We start from the raw sequence: 17859 nt of genomic DNA, 5'->3' as shown, positions 1-17859 counted from the left end.
CCTGAGCACGGCGGCGGAATCAAGGCGGGTGGAAATCTGTGAGATCCCGCGGTACGCGGCTTCGGGTGAGCCCGTCGCCCTGCACAATTTCCGCCAAGACTCGATCGCAGGATCCCGGTGGGACGCCGGGCCCAGGCGGAGCCCGATCCGGGGATCGGCAAGCTCGGCCGCGGCGGACTCGAAGAGCCGAAGCTTGTCAGGGTAGGAGATCCTCCCTCCAACGCTCGCCAGCTGCTCCGCCTGCTCACTCAGGCCCGCCCGCTCCAGGACACGATCAACACCCTCCGCGCCGACCTCATCGGCCACGACTTGCAGCAAGACCCGCGTCGTCCCCGTTGACGTGCCGGGCACCGCACGGATGATTCCAGGCATGAAATGACACCTATCAGATAGACAGTCAGGCAGGATAAATTCAGAAAGCCCCAGGCAGATTCAGGCCACAGGACGGGCACGTCGGCACCTGAATCTGATCGCGTACATGGCCGGCAACTTGCCCCAACGGGAACAGCGTCCGGGTAGACATCGAAGTCGTAAGCTCCGGGCCGCTTGGGCAGGGAAAGCGACTCTTAGGTGCGTCGCCCGAGGGCGTGACAGGGCAGCACTAGGGAATGGCGAGCATACCGGGCCCTTTGCTTTTCGGCGGCCCGGCTGACCTCGTGGGTCCCGTGGCTTTGCGTCGCCGGCTCGCACCGGGTTTGCCTTTATCGTCGAGCGGATGCTCAATCGAGCGCCATGCTAGCAAATGAAAAGCCTGCTGATCTTATGGGACACACCGTGGCCGGCCACCGGCCCCAGCGGATATCGCAACTTCACCGGAATCGCCACAACCTCTGACCACCAGGCAGCGAGACGCTGCCCACCCAAATTTCCTTTGCAGAGGGAAAACCCGGAAAGGCCGGCATTTCGGTGCCGGCCTTTCCTCATGTCCGGGCTTGTGCCGCCACCCGACGCCACAACACGAATGCCGCCAGCCCATTCAGGACACCGATGAAGACATCGCCCGCCGCCGGCCGGCCGATGACGAGATCGAGGACCACCAGGGCCAGCGCCCCCGCTGCGGCAACTGTGAACACCACAGCCAGGACCCGCAGAACCCGCGGAGAATCCAGCCCAGCACCGTGCCCCGCACGGCCCGGGCGGGCATCACGCGGAGCCGGCTCAGTCATGCCCTCACCCTACTCAGGTAGGGCATGCTCGCAGGGCTCGCACCCATTTGGGCGTCCGCTGGCGCGGCCGGCTGAGGGGTCCAGTGGGTAGGGTGCGTTGCGCGGAGCTGTGGTGCTGCGCAGCGCGCTTCGTCACAGCCGCCGCGGTGAGCCTGGCGGTCTAGGCCTTCCGCCCAGAAGCCATGCAATTCCGCCTGCGACGCTTCCCAGGACCAGGACCAGGATCCAGACGTTCCTGGGGAATGTACGCATGTCCCGCTCGTCAGTCCTGCTGAAATCGACGATGCTGAATACCCAGATGCCCAGACACAGGACCAAGACGAGCACGGGCAGCCAGGCCGTGACGAGCGTCGTATTCATGTGACCAGTATGGTTCCTGCATCACCTGCCTGACAGGGCGGAAGCTTCTACGAGATGAGTCCGCCGACAGCCACCCAGTACGGCGCCGCATTCGGGGGCTGAACGCTCGTGCCCTCACCTGACTCAGGAGGTGCATGCTCGCAGGGCTCGCACCCCTTTGGAGGGCGTCCGCTGGCGCGGCCGGCTGTGGGGTCCAGGGTGCGCCGTCGCAGTGCTCCGGCCCGCCCTGGCCCGTCTACAACGACGGCCGCAAAGCCGCGCTGGACCTGCGAATGGTCGGCATCGAACCCGAATCCGGGACGAAGCTGGACCAGGTTGTCGCCAAGACCCTGAAAGTCTGGGAAGAGAACCGGGAGAACGAATACGAAACCAGCTTCGAATCCGGAACCCTCTCGGCCAACAAGGGTGCACTGCAGATCATCTTCTGTGACCTCAGCACGCCTTCGAAGAACACCGGTGCAGACGGCAAACCGGCCTGGACCGCCTACCAGCAGATCAAGGACCAGCTCGTCGCCGGCGGCATCCAGGCAGAGCAGATCCGGTTCATCCAGGACTCACCCAAGCCCGACCAAAAAGCCCAGCTGTTCGCCCAATGCCGCACCGGCGAAGTAGCCGTGCTGATCGGCTCCACCGCCATGATGGGAACCGGCACCAACGTCCAGCTCCGCGCCAAAGCGGTCCACCACGTCACATGTCCCTGGCGGCCGGCTGATCTGACTCAGCGCGACGGGCGAATCATCCGCCAAGGCAACGCCAACGCGGAGGTCCACAACTTCCAGTACGCCACGGTCGGCAGCTATGACAGTGCCGCTTGGGATGGGATCCAGCGCAAGGCCACCATGATCCAGCAGGTTCTCCGCGGACGACTCGATATCCGCGAGATCGAGGACGTTGGAGACCTTGCCCTCAACGCCGCACAGATCAAGGCAGCGACCAGCGGCAACCCGCTGGTGATGGAGAAGATTGAGGCCGACGCCGCCCGGACCAAACTCGAACGGCTCAAACGAGCCCACGAGAAAGGACAGAGCACCCTCTCCTGGACACGGGCCGCGGCCGAAACCAGCATCACCAAAGCCGAAAGCAAGCTGCCCGCATTGCAGGCCGCTCTCCCGCGCATCACCCCGACCGCGGGGGAGGCCTTCACCGCGACCATCGACGGCAAGAGCTACACCAAACGTCCGGAGGCCGTCACGGCTATCTCTGAATGGGTCCGTACCCACACACCGGAGTACGGAAATTACTACCGCCAAAGACAGGACCACGGCACGATGGCCACCCTCGGCGGCCACGAGCTGCAGGTCCGAAACGCGGCCGACGACTCAAGGCTCGGCTCTTACCAGGACCTCGCTGTCACCCTCAAAGACGTGCCGGCACCACCGCTTGTCTTTACCCGACTGGAGCTGTTGGAAGGAAGTGCCGGGATCATCACCCGGCTGGAAAACAAAGTAGCGGGGCTTCCCGATTACGAAGCCCAGCTGCGCCAAACCATCACGGACAAACAGGCGGTGCTTGCCGACGTCGAGAGCCAGGCCGGGAAACCGTTCAAGTACGAGGCCAAACTTGTCACCGCCCGCGCGAAGTGCGCGGAACTGGACGGGAAGCTCAGGGCCTCCATTGAGCCACCGAAGCAGAACTCCGCCGACGCGCCTGACGTTGCGGATGTCGTCGATCCTGCACTGGCACGATTTAGAAAGCTTCACGACGCCAGCTTCCCTACAGGCCCCAGCCCCAGCCGGCCATCACCGGCGTCAACCCAGGCGCCTTCAACCAGACACCCACACCGCGAGAGAAGCGGAGGGCTGGAACGATAGATCATCCGTCCGTCAAGAGCTGGGCTGGATGACTCCGGAAGCTCCACGGCGACTGGATCCCTCTGCCGCGGACATCGCGCCAGGGACGAACTGCAACACCGGAACGAGGTGGACTGAGAATGCCGAAACGGACAGAGGACGTGAACGAGGAACCTGCGCCGACGACGGTACCGGTGTTCCCCAGGATGCTGACCCTAGAACAAGTTCAGGAGGTCCTGAACGTCAAAAGTGCACTGGTCTATTCGCTCGTTCGCAGCGGTGAGCTCCCCGCCGGGCAGTTCGGTGGACGGGGTGTGTGGAGGGTCCGGGAAAGTGACCTCGCGGCGTACATCGAGGCAGCGTTCGCGAAGACCGCAGAGCGCATCGCGGCCGGTCAGATCAAGGATGACGACGTCACCGCGGAAGACTAAATGAACACGGATACGACGAAGGCCGGCACCTCGAAAAGGTGCCGGCCTTCGTCGTATCTGCCCACCGGAGCCGCATCTGGTCTATGGCTGAAAAGAGCCAGCCAGAGCGCTATGCCGACGCCGGAAGCGGCATGTCTTGGACCATGGGAAACGTTGCCGTTGGTGACCGGCCAGTTTTCAGGCTGTGCATGGCCGCCGGTCCCGCTGGTGAGGTGCGAGTCAGAGGTTCCCTGGCGGTTGTGTACAGCCGGTCAGCTGGGTCCCGTCGTCCCCATGGGCACGGGAAAAGCAGCGGAGCGATTGGGCTTTTGCCGTGCCCATGGGGTCGAGGGGCTACTACTCAGGTCCGCCGGCAACCAGGACGGACTCCTGCGTGGTTTTCCGGCCACGCGGACGCCCGCCGGCCTTCTTGGCCGGAGCGTCCAGCCCGAAGCCCCGCAGGTCCGATTCGGTCCAGTCTGCGCGCAACGCTGCCTGATAGTCCTTGGCGTACTTTTGTTCTGCTGCGGCAAGCAGCTGGGCAGCCTCCTGGACCTCAACTCCGCTGGCGGCGGCCCTCTTGACGGCGTTCACTTTGGTGTCCCTGGCGGCGTCGATCTTCGCGGCGGCTTTGGCAGCAATGTCGTTGATATCCATACCCAAACCCTACCGGCCATCACCGACACCCGAAAGCAGGTTTTCGGCGACCAAGCGCGAGAGGCGAAAATACCCGCGAAGGAGACCGTTCGGAGCAAGCTATACATTTACACGGGTGTAAGTGGCTTGTCGCGCTCGACACTGGCGGTCGGGTGCGGCACACTGGTCAGTGTGGTCCCCGGTTCGGGGTCGCTGCGCTGGGCCGTTGAAGGGATGGATTGAATGTCGGATGAGGGATTCACTCACCGTTTCAATCTGTCGCGCCGACGTCGGGAGAACACTCCCGCCGGCAGCAAGAAGCGCCGTGACCTGTGGGTCACTGTTGAAGAGGAAGCCGCGCTTGTCGCGAGGGCTGAGCGGGAGAAGGTGACCGTCCCGAACCTGCTGATTACTTCGGCATTGTCCGAGGCCCAGGAGACGACTACCGAACGGCGTGCCGCCATTGCGGAACTGATGTCGCTGCACAATCTCCTGGCCCGTTCTTCAAACAACATCAACCAGCTCGCACGCCAGGCCAACGCAACGAGCGAGTTCCCCGCCGAGGCGCACGAAGCCCTGAAGCACATCCGCTCCGTTGCCATGCGGATCGACCGCACCATTGAGGGGCTGATGTAGGGATGATTCCGAACATCACCCGCGGTTCGCGCATGGGCGGGCTCATGGTTTACCTAGCGTCGACGGATGCCAACAAGACCAAGAACGCCCACTCCGATCCGCACCTGGTAGCAGGAGACGCTGCGATCATGGCGTGGTACGACGACGGTGTCCTGGACCGTGCCGATGCGCTTGCAATTGCCAAGCATCTTGACCAGCCGCGCAGGGCATATGGCATATCGGTTCAGATCAAGGACATGCAGTGGGACGCGGCCAAGAAGGAGCGGATCCACGTCGGATACAAGGACGCCAGCGTGTGGCACTGCTCGCTGAGTCTTCGCGCCGAAGAGGGCGCCCTGACGGATCAGCAGTGGGGCGATATCGCGAACGATTTCGTGGACTCCATGGGCTTCACCGAAAGCAGCGGTAAGGCCCGCTGCCGTTGGGTTGCGGTCAACCACGGCACGAGTGAGAACGGCAACCACCACATCCACTTGGCCGTTTCCCTGGTCCGCGAAGACGGCACCAAGGCATCCACCCACGGCGACTACAAGAGGGCTCAGGAATCGTGCCGTGAGCTGGAGGTTAAGTACGGGCTGGAACAGCTCTCCACCGTGCACGCCACCCGCGGCTACGACCGGGCCGAGAAAGCCACCGCTGTCCGGGACGAGCGGGAAATGCACCGCTCCTCTTTGGCCCGGAAGGTCCGCGCCAGCGCCAGCTCCTCGGCGACCGAGGGTGAGTTCGTTCGGCGGTCACGCGACACCGGCATGCTGGTCCGGCCGCGCTATGCGAAGAACACCACCGACGTCGTCGTTGGGTACTCCGTAGCCGAACGCCCGAAACAGGGCGAGCGGCCTATCTGGTTCGGCGGCGGCACCCTCGCCTCCGACCTGAAGCTTGGTGCTTTGCGTGAAGAGTGGATGGACTCGCCGCACCTGGCAACCGAGGCCGCAGCGGAATGGAACGCAGCGGCCCGCAACAGGCGCACCGTGTCCAGGACCGGCCCCGAAAACGGAACACCCCCGGCGGAAATGTGGGTCGAATACACGCGGAACGCGACCGCACTGGTTGAGCAGCTGCGCATACTACCCCGGGATGATCACGCCACCTGGGCGAAAGCAGCAAGGGAAGTATCCGGCGCGTTCGCGGCATGGTCCCACCGGCTCGAACCGACGCCGGGTCCGCTGGCGGCCACCGCCGCTGAACTGTCCCGCACCGCCCAGCTCCGGGCACCACGGCAGCACAGCAAGCCTGTCGGTCTGCCGTCCATTGCCGGCACTGCCATGTTGTTCATGGCCGCGTCCAGCAAGAGCAAGACGGCCGCACAATCGGCGCTCATGCTGCAGCTGGTGAACACTGCCTTCGCCATCCACGAAATGCACCAACAGTCCGGACGTACCCGTGAAGCGCAGCGGCTCCGGGCCGTCGTCACAGAGCAGCTGAAACCGTTCGCGGCGACCATGCCCCGCCCGGTCTCCGTCGGTGCGCCGGAACAGGCAGCGGCAACGAACTCCGTAGAACTTGGACTGCGCGGCATGGCGCCCATCCGTCCAGGGTCAGCGGTACCGAGCACACCAACGCCGGCCAAAACCCACCAGCACACGGGCCGGGATTCCGGCCCCGTACTTGACCGATAGAGACCACCACCAACTGCAAGGGGAGCACGATGAGTGAATCAGACGGAATGGACGAACTGCTGGACGGCGGAATGCGGCAGTCCCTGATGATCGCGTCCCGCATTGCCGAGACGCTGGCCCGTCGCCGGCAGGAATCCCAACGGCAGCAGGAACACCAGGATGCCCAGGCAGCGCACGAAGCGCAGGCCCGCCTCACGGCAGACCGCAGTGCGGCGCACGCGGCGCTGGCGCCGGTAAATAAGGACCAGTGGTGGGACAAGGCCCAGCCCCACGACATCGCCACGGCACACGCCGTCGCTGAAGGCTGGAAAGACCACGACCCGACCGCCCTGGCAGCCTCGGAAAAGATCCGGCAGGAAGTCTTCACGCGCTACGGTATCGACACCCGCGAGGCCGGCAAGGACTCTGGATACCTGGAGTCAGATGTCCAGAATGCCGCGACGGACAAGGCCCGGCAGGACGCACTGGACCGCAGCCAGGAAGAGGCACGCGCGGCGGCCGCCGAACAGGAGAAGGCCATGGGCCTGCTCGCTGCTGCCCGTGCCGAAGAACTCCGCGCCCAGGCCGCGACACTTGCACCGGAAATGGAACGCCTCCAGGTGCCAGCCGAATACCTGGCCAACCCCGAGCTGGCCCAGGCATTGCAGATTGCACACACCGCCAAGACGCCCGCAGCAGTGGCGGCCGCGGACGCCACCGTGCAGGAACGCCTGTTCCTCATCGGCAAGGACGGCATCAACGGCCCCGACATCGACCAGCTCCGCAAAGAGACCACAGCGAACGTCAACGGCGCCGGAGATTCACACTTCGAGGATCCCGCGTTCGTCCAAGCCGCCAAGGACATGCACGAAGCCAAACTCCTGGCAGAGGGAGGCTTCACGGGGTCCGAACGGACGCCCGTGGAACAGCGGTACGAACGAGCCGAAAAGGAACTCTTCGCCCGCATGGAAAGCGTCGGCCGCGAGATCGAGAACCGCGTCACCGGCAACCTCAGCCGCCGCCTCAAAGACCAGGGCCTCAAAACGGAAAGCACGTCAGCAACCGACTACGGCTCAGCGGAACGCCAGGAAGCTTTCGCCGCATCCCTCGTAAGTACCGGAGCTAACGAAACCCAAGTCCGAGGACGCGCCGCCGCAGAACGCAGCGAGGGCACACACCCCAGCGCAGCCGTCACCATGGGCAAGGGCGCAGCAAAGGCCAAGAAGACCCGCACAGGGTCAGCCGTGGGCGCGGAACGGACCAAGAGCGGCCCCGCCCGCTAGATGAAGCCCACTGAGGCTACTGAGGTGTAGTAGTACCTCCCACACCGAGCCCTGGCTGTGTCAAGTCTTTTTGGCCCCGGCGGGACGGTCATATCTGGCCCCGCCCGGATTGCTTTCTAATGCTGGAATGTTCGGCATCCTCGCGGCTTCATTTCGGGCGGCAACGCGGTTGTGCTGAGCGCGCAGGACCTGCCAGTAATACATCGCGGAGGCGTGCGGAGCCCTCGACCCTGTTGATGGAAATGCGGGACATCCACTTATTCGTCCCACCGGAGCAGAGATGAGGCCTCTTCCACCGTGGGTGGAAGAGGCCTCATTTTGTCATGACGGGATCAGTGTCCGGCGCCGAGCTTGCCGCCGAGACGTTCGCGCATGAGGATGCTGGCATCGTTGAGACCGACGATCTTCACGTCCTTGCCGTGGTGGTGGTATTTCTCGGTGATGGCGTCCAGGGCAGCAATGGTGGAAGCGTCCCAAAGGTGGGAGGCGTGCATGTCGATGACGACGTGTTCGGGGTCCAGGGCGTATTCGAACTGCGTGTAGAGGTCGTTGGAGGAGGCGAAGAACAGCTCCCCGTCCACGACGTAGGTGGCAGTTTCGTGGCCGCCGATGGTCTTGACGGACCGTTCGACGGTGACGAAGTGGGCGACCCGGCGGGCGAACATCACCATCGCGACGAGCACACCGACGCCGACGCCGATCGCCAGGTTGTGGGTGGCGACGGTGACGATGACGGTGGCGAGCATGACAGTGGTTTCGCTTTTGGGCATCATCTTCAGGGTCCGTGGGTGGATGCTGTGCCAGTCGAAGGTGGCCACGGAGACGAAGATCATCACGGCGACCAGGGCTGCCATGGGGATCACCGAGACGATGCCGCCCAGGACCACGACGAGGATGAGCAGGAAGATGCCGGCGAGGAAGGTGGAGATCCGGGTCCGGGCGCCGGAGGCCTTGACGTTGATCATGGTCTGGCCGATCATCGCGCAGCCACCCATGCCGCCGAAGAAGCCGGTGACGATGTTGGCCACGCCTTGGCCCCAGGCCTCGCGGGTCTTGTGGGAGCGGGTATCGGTGACATCGTCCACGAGCTTGGCCGTCATGAGCGATTCAAGAAGCCCCACGAAGGCCATGGCCAGGGCGAAGGGGAAAATGACCTGCAGGGTTTCGAGGCTGAACGGCACGTTCGGGATGAACAGGGCCGGCAAGGAATCGGGCAGCTCGCCCTTGTCGCCCACGGCCGGAACCGCGACACTGGCGAACACGGTGATGAGGGTCAGGACCACGATCGCGACGAGCGGTGCCGGGACGGCCTTGGTCAGCTTCGGCAGGCCGAAGACAATGACCAGGCCCAGGGCCACGAGCGGGTAGACCAGCCACGGAACACCCAGCAGCTCCGGGACCTGGGACATGAAGATCAGGATGGCCAGGGCGTTGACGAAGCCCACCATGACCGAGCGCGGAATGAACCGCATGAGCTTCGCGACCCCGGACAAGCCCAGGATGACCTGGAAGACACCGGCGAGGATGACGGCGGCGACGAAGTAGTCCACACCGTGGGACTTCACCAGCGGGGCAATCACGAGGGCGATCGCACCGGTGGCCGCGGAAATCATGGCCGGGCGGCCGCCCACGAAGGCGATGGTGACGGCCATCGTGAAGGAGGCAAAGAGCCCGATCCGCGGGTCGACGCCGGCGATGATCGAGAAAGCGATGGCCTCCGGGATCAGGGCCAGGGCCACGACAAGGCCGGCGAGGACCTCGGTCTTGAGCCGGCGCGGTGACATCAGGGTGCCCCGGACCGATTGCAGCTGTTCGGGGGTGAACGCCGGCGGGTGTTCGGCTTTTGTGACGGCCATTGCTGGCTCCGTTCATGGTCAAGAAGACGCGCGTCTGCGGCTTCGTTTTTGCTAATGAATGAGGGGGCGCAGCGCCGCGCCGGGAAGAGGGGGAATTAGTCTTGAAGGTCTCACCCCACTACCTAAACCCTACCCTAACGTGATGGTAGGGTTTAAATCAGAACAGGACGGAGGCGATGATGACGGCTAAGACCAGCAGCAACAACACCATGCACATCGGGGAAGTCGCCGAGCGGACGGGTCTGTCCCTGCGGACCATCCGCCACTACGACGACGTCGGGCTCCTCCCTGCAACAGCGCGGACCGACGGCGGCTTCAGGGTGTTCTCCGAAGATGATTTCGAACGCCTCATGATCATCAAGCAGATGAAACCCCTGGGTTTCTCGCTCGAGGAGATGGCTGAAATCCTCGCCCTCCTTGCGGCCCCGGGAGACGCCGCCCCTGAACGATCAGGGACGCTGGCCGAATTCCTGGAGAGGGCCGTCCACCAGCGGGCCAAGATGGCCCGGAACCTCGCCCAGGCGGATGAGTTCATTCAAAGGCTTAGCGGCCGATCCTGAATAGTTGTGCGTGCCGGGCGTGAGTGACTCCTCTTCCCGGCATGCACCGCAGGGCGGGACAGGAAGCTCGGGACCGGTAACCAGGCTCAGCGGAGCTTCCCGTCCTCAGATGGAGGCCAAGGTGGCCCTTTGTGCGGCCCGCCTAACGGGTCTGTTGGGCTTTGGTGTGATCGAGCCGGTAGGAGTCGGTGCCGGTTTCGATGATGGACCCGTTGAAGGTGAGGCGGTCCACGATGGCCGCGCAGAGGCGTGGGTCTGAGTGTCCGCTCACCCCCGAACCCTGTCCGGGATGAGCTGGCGCCGGAAGAGAAGGACCATGACAACCGCGGCGAAGGAAAGGACGGCGCTGAAGAAGAACGGCGCGCTGGGTCCCATGCCGTCCCACAGTTGTCCGGCGATCAGGCCGGCAGGCAGTGCGGCGACGCCCACGACGGCGTTGTAGACGCCATAGGCCCTGCCCCGCCCGTCCTGGCCGACGACGTCGGCGATCAAGGCCCGGGAAACACCTTCGGTGACGGCATAGAAGACACCGTAGAAGGCGAACAGGGGCCACACCTGCCACGCTGAGTCGGCCACAGCGAAGCCCAGGTAGCAGAGCCCGTACACCGTCCAACCGATGGTAATCAGCGGGAGCCGGCCAATCCTGTCGGAGAGAATTCCGGCCGGAAGCGCGAGTGCGCCGTAGATGATGTTCAGGACTGCGTAGGCCAAGGGAATGGCGATGACGCTCAAGCCCAGGTTCTGGGATCGAAGAATCAGGAACGCGTCGGAAGAGTTGGCGATGGCGAAGACGCCTGCGATTGCAGTGAAGAGGTAGAAGGATCGGGGAAGGGGGACGCGGACGGCGTGCGGGTCCCGTGCGGCCCGTTTCGTCTCCTTCACCCCGAACTGGATGATCGCGATGGTGATGAGCAGGACCAGCGCTGAGAGGACGAGCAGCCAGCGGTAGTAGTCCCCCGGGGCCACATTTTGTTGCACGAAGATCAGCAGCAGCCCGCTCAGGATGAGCGGGCCCAGCGCCGATCCGAAGGTGTCGAGCATGCGGGCCACCCCGAAGCTGCGGCCCCTGCTCGTCGATCCGGCGGCGTTTGCGACCAGGACGTCTTTGGGCGGGTCCTTGATGCCCTTGCCTATCCCGTCCATGAAACGCAGTCCGTAGACCGCCAGCGGGGCATGCACGAATGCCAGGCCGGCCCGGCCCGCCATCGAGAGGGCATATCCGGCGGTCACCAGGGGCTTCTGGCGTGGGATTCTGTCCGAAATCCTGCCCGCGATGATCTTGAATCCGCTGGAGGCGGCGGTGACGAGTCCCTCAGCAACACCGATCACCGTTCTGTCCATTCCCAGGACCTGACTCAAGTACAGCGGCAGGATCGGGATGACCATGTCCTGGCTGACACCGCCGAAGAAGCTGGCAAACCCAACGGCAAGAACTGTCCGCTGGGCCGCCTTGGTGTTCTCCGGCGAGGGTTCCGACTCCGCATCGGATTCGACGTCGACGACGGGTTGGTCGTGCTCAAGGGGTTCCTCTGTCACGGCAACGCCCCCACCATGCCGGCCACGGCGAGGCCTGCGGCCGCGGCGCCAACCGCTGCGGCGGCGGTGCCGATTCCGTTCAGGAGTGCCAGCCCGGTGCGTCGGGACTGGATGAGCCGGACGGTTTCGAAGCTGGCGGTGCTGAAGGTGGTGTAGCCGCCCAGGAACCCGCTGCCGGCGACGGCCTGAAGCTCGACGGGTGCGGCGTGGACGATCACGGCCCCGGCGACCAGTCCCAGCAGGAAGGAGCCGGTAACGTTGATGGCGATGGTCCCGACGGGCAGGGCGGTACGGAGCTTGGAGCGGACGAGCCCGTCGACGACGAAGCGGGTCCCGGCGCCGAGGCCGCCGGCGAGACCGAGAAAAAGAATGGTCAGAACGTTCACCGGCCGTTCTCCTTGCTGTCGGGGCGAAGGGTCGCATCCCACCGCCGGGCGGTCATCCTGGCGTGATGGCCGGCGGCAGCGCGGATCCCGGCCACTGATGCCACCGCCCCGCCAAACAGCGTAGCGGCGACATAGACCGAGGCATCGATGGTCCGCCCGGCGCCGAGCAGGGTGTTCGTTTCCAGGGCCAGGGTGCTGTAGGTGGTGAAGGCCCCCATAAAGCCGGTCCCGGCGAGCAGGCGAATCACCCTCAGCCGCCCGGCATCCGGCCCCCGACGGACCAGGGCCTCCAGCAGAACGCCGAGCAGGAACGCCCCGGTCAGGTTAATAATCAGTGTGGGCAGCGGCCACCCTCCGGGTGCGGGCAGGACAGTGCTGAGACCGTAACGGGCCAGGGTTCCGAACACGCCTCCGGTGATGACGACCAGCACAAGCCCGGGGTGCAGGTGCACCGGACGGTGGGCGCGGACCTCTCCGAGCGTCCCGATGTCGGTCTCTGTGAGGTCATTGTCGATGGGCAGTCGAGGTAGGTCGGCCTCAGCGGCTTCGTCCGTTTCGATCTCTGCGGTTGCCTCGGGGACGGGCCGTTCCATCAGTGGCCCTCCTGCCGGTGGTGCCGGGTGTGCGGGGCGAGCGGAACGACCAGCACGGGCCGGTGCTGACGGTGCGTGAGGTGGACGGCGACCGAGCCGACCAGCAACTCCTCGAACCGGGCTCCGAGTCCGCGTTCGCGGGTGCCGACAACAATGACGGACGCCTCCGTGGACTCGGCCAACCGTCCCAGCGCCCTGGCCGGGTCACCGGCCAGGGTCACGAAGGACCATCCGATCCCGGTTCCGTCCAGGGCCTCCTGTAGGCGCTCCTTGATGGCGGCGCTGATGCCCTCGATGTCGTCATCGATCCCGTCCGGATCAATCGGCAACGCCTCGACCCTGCCGTCCGGCTCGGCCAGGTAGCTGGTGACATCCACATACGCGCAGATCAGCTTCACGTTCAGGCTGTAGGCCAGTTCCGCCGCCCGGTGGGCGACGGCCAGGGGCTGCCCGGGTACCACCCCCATCAGCACGGGCCCGGTGATCTTTCGCGGGACATAGGCGATGGGCCCGGTGGCGGGCCGGACCACGTTCTCTGGCTCATGCATGGACATCCCCTCTCATGTGGCGTCGGCGGCGTTGAGGAAAGTTCCCGTGGGCCCGTAGGGCAGCGAGGGGTCTTCATCGGTGATCTCCAGGAGGCGGTTGTATTTGGCAACGCGTTCCCCGCGGGCCGGCGCCCCGGATTTGAGCTGCCCGCAACCTGATCCCACGACGAGATCCGCGACGAAAGTATCATCGGTTTCCCCGGACCGGTGCGAGACCATCGCCCCGAAACCTCCCTCACTGGCGGCCGTGAGCGTGTCGAAGGTTTCGCTCACGGTCCCGGCCTGGTTGGGTTTGATCAGCACCGCTGTCGCAGATGCGGTCCGGATACCCTCCCGGACCCTGTCCGCTGAGGTGACAAACAGGTCATCCCCGACCACCTGCACCCGGCTCCCGAGGGCCGCCGTCAGCGCCGGCCACCCCTCGGTGTCCTCTTCGGCCAGGGGGTCCTCCAGGCTCCAGATCGGGTAGTCGGTGATGAGCTTGTCGTAGTAGGAGATCATCTGCTCGGGAGTGTAGGCCTTGCCGGCGACCGTGTAGCTCCCGTCCGCGTAGAAGGAATTCGCGGCCGGGTCCAGAGCGATCGCGATCCCGTGCCGTCCAGGAGTGTAGCCGGCATCCTCGATGGCGGCCACGATGAGATCCAGGGCTTCCTCAGGGCGAGCGATGTCAGGGGCGTACCCGCCTTCGTCGCCCAGCCCGGTCGCAAGGCCCTGTTTGCGCAGCCGCCGGGACAGGGCGTGGTAAACATCCGATCCCCAGCGGACCCCGTCGGCGAACGTTGGCGCCCCGGCGGGGGCGATCATGAATTCCTGGAACTCCAGCGGGTTCGCCGCATGCTCCCCGCCGTTCAGGACATTGAAGTGCGGAACCGGAAGCCGCCCGGCCCGCCCCAAGGTCTGGCCGATCCAGACGTGCAACGGAGTTCCGGCTGCGGCCGCGAACGCCCGGGCTGCGGCCATGGACACCGCGACGATCGCGTTCGCCCCCAGCCGGGAGCGTCCCGGAGTACCGTCCAGGGACACGAGAGCGTGGTCCAGATCCGAGAGACTTGCCCAGCTCCGCGAGGTCAATAGCTCGGTGATTTCGGTCCGAACATTGGTGACGACTTTCTGCACGCCCCGGCCGGAGTATTCCTGGCCGCCGTCGCGCAGTTCGACAGCTTCGTGTGCGCCGGTGGAGGCTCCGGACGGCGCGGAAGCGACCGACACAGTGCCGTCCGCTGCCGTGAGCCAGACCTTGACCGTGGGATAGCCGCGGGAGTCCAGAATCTGCAGGGCGCGCACCCCGGTGATCTGAAGTTCATTCATGATGTTTTTCTCCATTTCCTCGTCTTCATCTCAGGTCCCGCCGGCGGCAGCGACCAAGGCGGCGGCGGTCCGCGCCGCCAGCGGATTCAGATACTCCCCGCGCCGCACCAGGGGCGCCAGGTCCCGGGTGAAACGGTAGAGCAACGGGTGACCGGTGGGAACGTTCAGCGCCTCGACCTCGGCATGGGAGAGCCCGTCCAGGACGAAGCACAGTGCCCGTAGGGAGTTCCCGTGGCCGATCACCAGCACGTCGTCCCCGGCCCGAAGCCGTGTCCGGAGATGCTGGTGCCAGAAGATCCGGACGCGCTTGACCACTCCGCACAACGATTCGGTAGGCAGGAGAGCTTCCGGGGGCAGCCCTGCTAAGGCCGGGCTGCGCCGGAGTGCGGCCAACTGGGCCGATGACATCGGCGGGGGCGCGCCGTAGTAGGAGCGCCGCCAGAAACGGAAGACCTCCGGCCCGAGCTCAGTCAGAAGTTCCTGCCGCAATCCTCCGGTGAGGGAGCCGTAACTTCGCTCGTTCAACTCCCAGGCAGGTATGACCGGGACGTCCGGGCGTCCCAGCACATCCAGGACGATGCGGGCGGTTTCCCGGGCGCGGGACAGGGTGGAGGTGTAGACGGCGCCGGGAGAAAAAGAAGCGGAGGCTAACAGCGCTCCGGCCCTGGCGGCTTCGTCTTGACCGGCAAGGGTCAGCGCCGGGTCCAGGAGACCGGTGAACCGGTCCTGGGCGTTCAGGACGCTCTGGCCGTGGCGGAGCAGGACGAGGGAGCCGGGTGCGGGCATAGATAACCTACCTTCGTATCAGCAAAGGTAGGAACCATTAGCCAGGAGGCGGTTCGAACAACCGCACCTTCAGTGCGGGCTGTTCCGGCGGGATCCATCACCGTGAACAGAGACTACAGGCACAGACGCCAGCCACGCCATAATATGACACGGTCATTCGCCGTGTTCGGTTTCCGCTCGCCCGGTCCTGGGTTCAGCGGGTTTCGGCTCTTCCGCCAAATACAGCGGCAGGCCCCAGCCGGCGAAAAACCCGATCGCTTCGATCCAGGACACGTTCTCCTCGGCCCCGACCGGCGCCCCGTAGTCGGTCATGGAGTCGGTCAGGTTCCGCATCCGTCCCCTGACTTCCCGTAAACGCAAGGCCACCGCATGCCGCAGTTGATCCGGCAGCGGGCGTCGTTCCGCCAGATGGAAACGACACAACATCGCCGGATCACCGTCTCCCTCCGCTCTGCCGGGATCACAGACCGGGCAAACCCGGTTCCGCCAGATTGGCTGCGTTTCCCTGCACCAGGCCGTCACGTGTGCCAGGCCGTTCGCTTCAACGGTGAGGGCTTCGGTGTTGGAGTTCGCGTAACCCATCCGCAGACCGGGCAGGGACGGGGAGGCCATGTCCTGGCAGATCCGGCACGGCCCGACCGGGAGAAGCACCTCATCAGGGTGACGGTGCAGCAGCGAACTCTTCTGGTCCAGTCCGTGGGCGACATGTTCCAGGAGATCCTCATACAAAACTGTGACGTCGAAGGGCTGGTGCCCGCCGCGTACCCCGGCGCCTTCCTGCCAGAGCTCGACCTCCACCACGGCATACGCCCAGGTGTGGCGGGGACACAACCCGAGCGAGGCGCGCAACAACCGGCGCATGCTCCCGTCCATGATGTCCCCATGGATGAAAGACCAGAGCTGCCGCACCTCCTCCGCGGACAGTTCCAGCGGACCCACCGGCACCAATACACCTGTCAGCCGGTCCCGCTCACCAGTCTCCGGGCCTCCGGGCCCGTTCCCATTTCCAGCCATGACTAATCGCCTGCCCTTCACAATCGGGGCAGGACCCATCAGCCACCTCGGCGGTCCGAACCGGCAAATCACCGGCCCCGGCGGGATCCATCACCGTTACAACAAGGCTAAACCCGCGGCCCCTCTGCTCGGGGCTACATGCCGACTCTTGGTTCGGTCACTGTCGTACCTCGCCGGAGCCTCACTGAGCTTTTCGACCGTCAAATCAGTACCGTCGAGTCATGAACTTTGAAACCACGGCGATTCCACTGAGCGCCCCCAAGGCCATCCGCGACCACCACTTAAGTGGCACTGGATTCGTCATCCAGATGAACGGTCAGACATACGTAGCGATGACTGCCCACCTTGCCACTGGCACAGAGTCCATAACCGATGACTCGTCACCGTGGCGGGAGGCAAATGTGACGCCATCGAAGTCTGTCATCTCGTAGGGCCAGGCCGCGACGGCCTGGGTCAGGCGCCGGGGACGGGCGTCCTTCAGTGCGGCGGCGTCAAAGTCAGCCAGGCCTAGGCTCAGGGCCAGGCCGACGAAGTGCGGGTACAGGGCCGCGACGCTGCCCGAGGCGGTCACCGCGCAGTAGCGGCCGGACAGCTCGGCGGACGCGGCAGTCCGCACTTCCAGCCACTCCCTGGGGACCTGTCCCGGGGCGATGGTGGGGTGCAGGACCTTGTCCTCGTCGTCCTCGATGATCTCGTCCAGCTCCAGGCTCAGCCGTGCATCCTTGCGGAAGTGCGCCAGAACCTCCAGCAGGCACGCCAGCAGGGAGGAGCCGGCGTAGATGGTGCGGAAGTTGCCGTGCAGGTCATCCCACCGTCCCGGGAACCGTCCATCGGTGGCCCACTCCCAGCCGCTCCAGGCCCACGGTTCCGGGCGAAACCCGACACGCCAGACCCGGCCGGCGGCCCCGGCCGCGGTCAATTACGCAGAAACCACCGGTCAGCCCGCGGCCGCGAATGCACGGGCTGCTGCCAGCACCTGCGGGCCTGCGTCGTCCAGCTGGCCTTCGCGAAGCAGGCGGGCCGGCGGGACATCCTCGAGCTGCGGGTTCATGCCCTGGAACCAGGCCTGCACCACGGCCCGGGAATCACGCTCCGCGAGCAGAGCAGCCACGTGGTAAGCGGTGCGGAGCCGGTGCATCACGTCGGCGGAAGGTTTCCGTTCCCCGTCCGCCCATTGCCGGACGGCCCGGGTTTCCTTCACGGAACCGATGTAAGCGACCAGTTTCGCTCCCAGCAGGTCCCTCAGATCCCGGACCAGCACGTCATCGGGCAGCCGGATGGAACCCTGGTGCGCCTTCAGCCCGCCGCGGGCGCCTGTCACTGCAGTCATGGTTCATATTCCCACGAAAACACAGGTCGGATCAATACCCAGATCCCACCCTGAATCACACCC

Annotated in this window: 20 protein-coding genes, 1 pseudogene and 2 riboswitches; of the genes and pseudogenes, 6 read left to right on the top strand and 15 right to left on the bottom strand. The window is 65.1% G+C overall.

What is annotated here, in order from left to right; all coding sequences use genetic code 11:
• From AC1MFL_RS21070 to AC1MFL_RS21060, 3 genes are all read right to left on the bottom strand, one after another.
• On the bottom strand, nucleotides 1-372 hold a 372-nt coding region (locus AC1MFL_RS21070; RefSeq protein ID WP_479815928.1), incomplete at its 3' end, for an AraC family transcriptional regulator ligand-binding domain-containing protein.
• Between the two features lie 263 nt (nucleotides 373-635).
• A riboswitch (cyclic di-GMP riboswitch) is annotated at nucleotides 636-710 on the bottom strand.
• A gap of 210 nt (nucleotides 711-920) precedes the next feature.
• A complete protein-coding gene (locus AC1MFL_RS21065; protein ID WP_479815926.1) occupies nucleotides 921-1166 on the bottom strand; it encodes a hypothetical protein in 246 nt (81 codons plus the stop codon).
• Between the two features lie 132 nt (nucleotides 1167-1298).
• Nucleotides 1299-1526: a PLDc N-terminal domain-containing protein gene (locus AC1MFL_RS21060; protein ID WP_479815924.1), complete on the bottom strand. Its 228-nt coding sequence runs from the start codon at nucleotides 1524-1526 to the stop codon at nucleotides 1299-1301.
• A gap of 134 nt (nucleotides 1527-1660) precedes the next feature.
• Here AC1MFL_RS21060 and AC1MFL_RS21055 point away from each other — a divergent pair, with 134 nt between their 5' ends.
• Both AC1MFL_RS21055 and AC1MFL_RS21050 read left to right on the top strand, forming a co-directional pair.
• Nucleotides 1661-3337, top strand: coding sequence for a helicase-related protein (locus AC1MFL_RS21055; RefSeq protein ID WP_479815922.1), 1677 nt, complete (start codon nucleotides 1661-1663; stop codon nucleotides 3335-3337).
• A gap of 119 nt (nucleotides 3338-3456) precedes the next feature.
• A complete protein-coding gene (locus tag AC1MFL_RS21050) occupies nucleotides 3457-3747 on the top strand; it encodes a helix-turn-helix domain-containing protein (RefSeq protein WP_479815920.1) in 291 nt (96 codons plus the stop codon).
• A 336-nt stretch (nucleotides 3748-4083) separates the two neighbouring features.
• Here AC1MFL_RS21050 and AC1MFL_RS21045 read toward each other — a convergent pair whose 3' ends face one another.
• Nucleotides 4084-4383 carry a hypothetical protein gene (locus AC1MFL_RS21045; RefSeq protein WP_479815918.1) on the bottom strand — a complete coding sequence of 100 codons (300 nt, stop codon included), beginning with the start codon at nucleotides 4381-4383 and terminating at the stop codon, nucleotides 4084-4086.
• A gap of 222 nt (nucleotides 4384-4605) precedes the next feature.
• Here AC1MFL_RS21045 and mobC point away from each other — a divergent pair, with 222 nt between their 5' ends.
• Genes mobC through AC1MFL_RS21030 form a run of 3 tightly spaced genes read left to right on the top strand, consistent with a single transcriptional unit; the run spans nucleotide 4606 to nucleotide 7879 of the window.
• Nucleotides 4606-4998, top strand: a complete 393-nt coding sequence (gene mobC / locus AC1MFL_RS21040; RefSeq protein ID WP_479815916.1) for a plasmid mobilization relaxosome protein MobC — start codon at nucleotides 4606-4608, stop codon at nucleotides 4996-4998.
• Nucleotides 4999-5000: 2 nt separating this feature from the next.
• Nucleotides 5001-6617, top strand: coding sequence for a relaxase/mobilization nuclease domain-containing protein (locus tag AC1MFL_RS21035; RefSeq protein WP_479815914.1), 1617 nt, complete (start codon nucleotides 5001-5003; stop codon nucleotides 6615-6617).
• A 29-nt stretch (nucleotides 6618-6646) separates the two neighbouring features.
• The gene (locus AC1MFL_RS21030) at nucleotides 6647-7879 is read left to right on the top strand and encodes a hypothetical protein (RefSeq protein WP_479815912.1); all 1233 of its coding nucleotides are present in this window, start codon (nucleotides 6647-6649) and stop codon (nucleotides 7877-7879) included.
• A gap of 332 nt (nucleotides 7880-8211) precedes the next feature.
• Here the strand turns inward: AC1MFL_RS21030 and AC1MFL_RS21025 are convergent, their stop codons facing one another.
• Entirely contained in the window at nucleotides 8212-9735 is a 1524-nt protein-coding gene (locus tag AC1MFL_RS21025) for a SulP family inorganic anion transporter (RefSeq protein ID WP_479815910.1), read from the bottom strand.
• Between the two features lie 179 nt (nucleotides 9736-9914).
• On the opposite strand from AC1MFL_RS21025, the gene AC1MFL_RS21020 reads away from it, so the two are divergent.
• The gene (locus AC1MFL_RS21020; RefSeq protein WP_479815908.1) at nucleotides 9915-10295 is read left to right on the top strand and encodes a helix-turn-helix domain-containing protein; all 381 of its coding nucleotides are present in this window, start codon (nucleotides 9915-9917) and stop codon (nucleotides 10293-10295) included.
• 142 nt (nucleotides 10296-10437) lie between these two features.
• Here the strand turns inward: AC1MFL_RS21020 and AC1MFL_RS21015 are convergent.
• The 10 genes and pseudogenes from AC1MFL_RS21015 to AC1MFL_RS20970 form a co-directional block, all read right to left on the bottom strand.
• Nucleotides 10438-10554: pseudogene (locus AC1MFL_RS21015) on the bottom strand (IS21-like element helper ATPase IstB); the annotation flags it as partial.
• Between the two features lie 8 nt (nucleotides 10555-10562).
• A complete protein-coding gene (locus AC1MFL_RS21010; RefSeq protein ID WP_479815906.1) occupies nucleotides 10563-11831 on the bottom strand; it encodes an MFS transporter in 1269 nt (422 codons plus the stop codon).
• Nucleotides 11828-12208: a fluoride efflux transporter FluC gene (locus AC1MFL_RS21005; protein WP_479815941.1), complete on the bottom strand. Its 381-nt coding sequence runs from the start codon at nucleotides 12206-12208 to the stop codon at nucleotides 11828-11830. Before AC1MFL_RS21005 ends, AC1MFL_RS21010 begins: the two co-directional genes overlap by 4 nt.
• Before the next feature lie 5 nt (nucleotides 12209-12213).
• Complete coding sequence (locus tag AC1MFL_RS21000) at nucleotides 12214-12810, bottom strand: fluoride efflux transporter FluC (protein WP_479815904.1); 597 nt, start codon at nucleotides 12808-12810, stop codon at nucleotides 12214-12216.
• Nucleotides 12810-13358 (bottom strand): universal stress protein, encoded by a 549-nt coding sequence (locus tag AC1MFL_RS20995; protein WP_479815902.1) that lies wholly within the window; start codon nucleotides 13356-13358, stop codon nucleotides 12810-12812. Before AC1MFL_RS20995 ends, AC1MFL_RS21000 begins: the two co-directional genes overlap by 1 nt.
• Before the next feature lie 12 nt (nucleotides 13359-13370).
• Complete coding sequence (gene eno / locus AC1MFL_RS20990; protein ID WP_479815900.1) at nucleotides 13371-14666, bottom strand: phosphopyruvate hydratase; 1296 nt, start codon at nucleotides 14664-14666, stop codon at nucleotides 13371-13373.
• A 30-nt stretch (nucleotides 14667-14696) separates the two neighbouring features.
• Nucleotides 14697-15452, bottom strand: a complete 756-nt coding sequence (locus tag AC1MFL_RS20985; RefSeq protein WP_301227341.1) for a 2,3-bisphosphoglycerate-dependent phosphoglycerate mutase — start codon at nucleotides 15450-15452, stop codon at nucleotides 14697-14699.
• Nucleotides 15453-15473: 21 nt separating this feature from the next.
• Nucleotides 15474-15563, bottom strand: a riboswitch (Fluoride riboswitch).
• A gap of 42 nt (nucleotides 15564-15605) precedes the next feature.
• A complete protein-coding gene (locus AC1MFL_RS20980; RefSeq protein WP_479815898.1) occupies nucleotides 15606-16397 on the bottom strand; it encodes a hypothetical protein in 792 nt (263 codons plus the stop codon).
• A gap of 385 nt (nucleotides 16398-16782) precedes the next feature.
• Nucleotides 16783-17385, bottom strand: coding sequence for an RES domain-containing protein (locus AC1MFL_RS20975; protein ID WP_479815896.1), 603 nt, complete (start codon nucleotides 17383-17385; stop codon nucleotides 16783-16785).
• A gap of 18 nt (nucleotides 17386-17403) precedes the next feature.
• Nucleotides 17404-17796 (bottom strand): hypothetical protein, encoded by a 393-nt coding sequence (locus AC1MFL_RS20970; RefSeq protein ID WP_479815894.1) that lies wholly within the window; start codon nucleotides 17794-17796, stop codon nucleotides 17404-17406.
• Nucleotides 17797-17859: the final 63 nt, after the last annotated feature.

The organism is Arthrobacter sp. BG3, assembly GCF_056680185.1.
The sequence above is the reverse complement of the archived record's forward strand: the minus strand, read 5'-3'. Positions and strand labels throughout refer to the sequence as shown.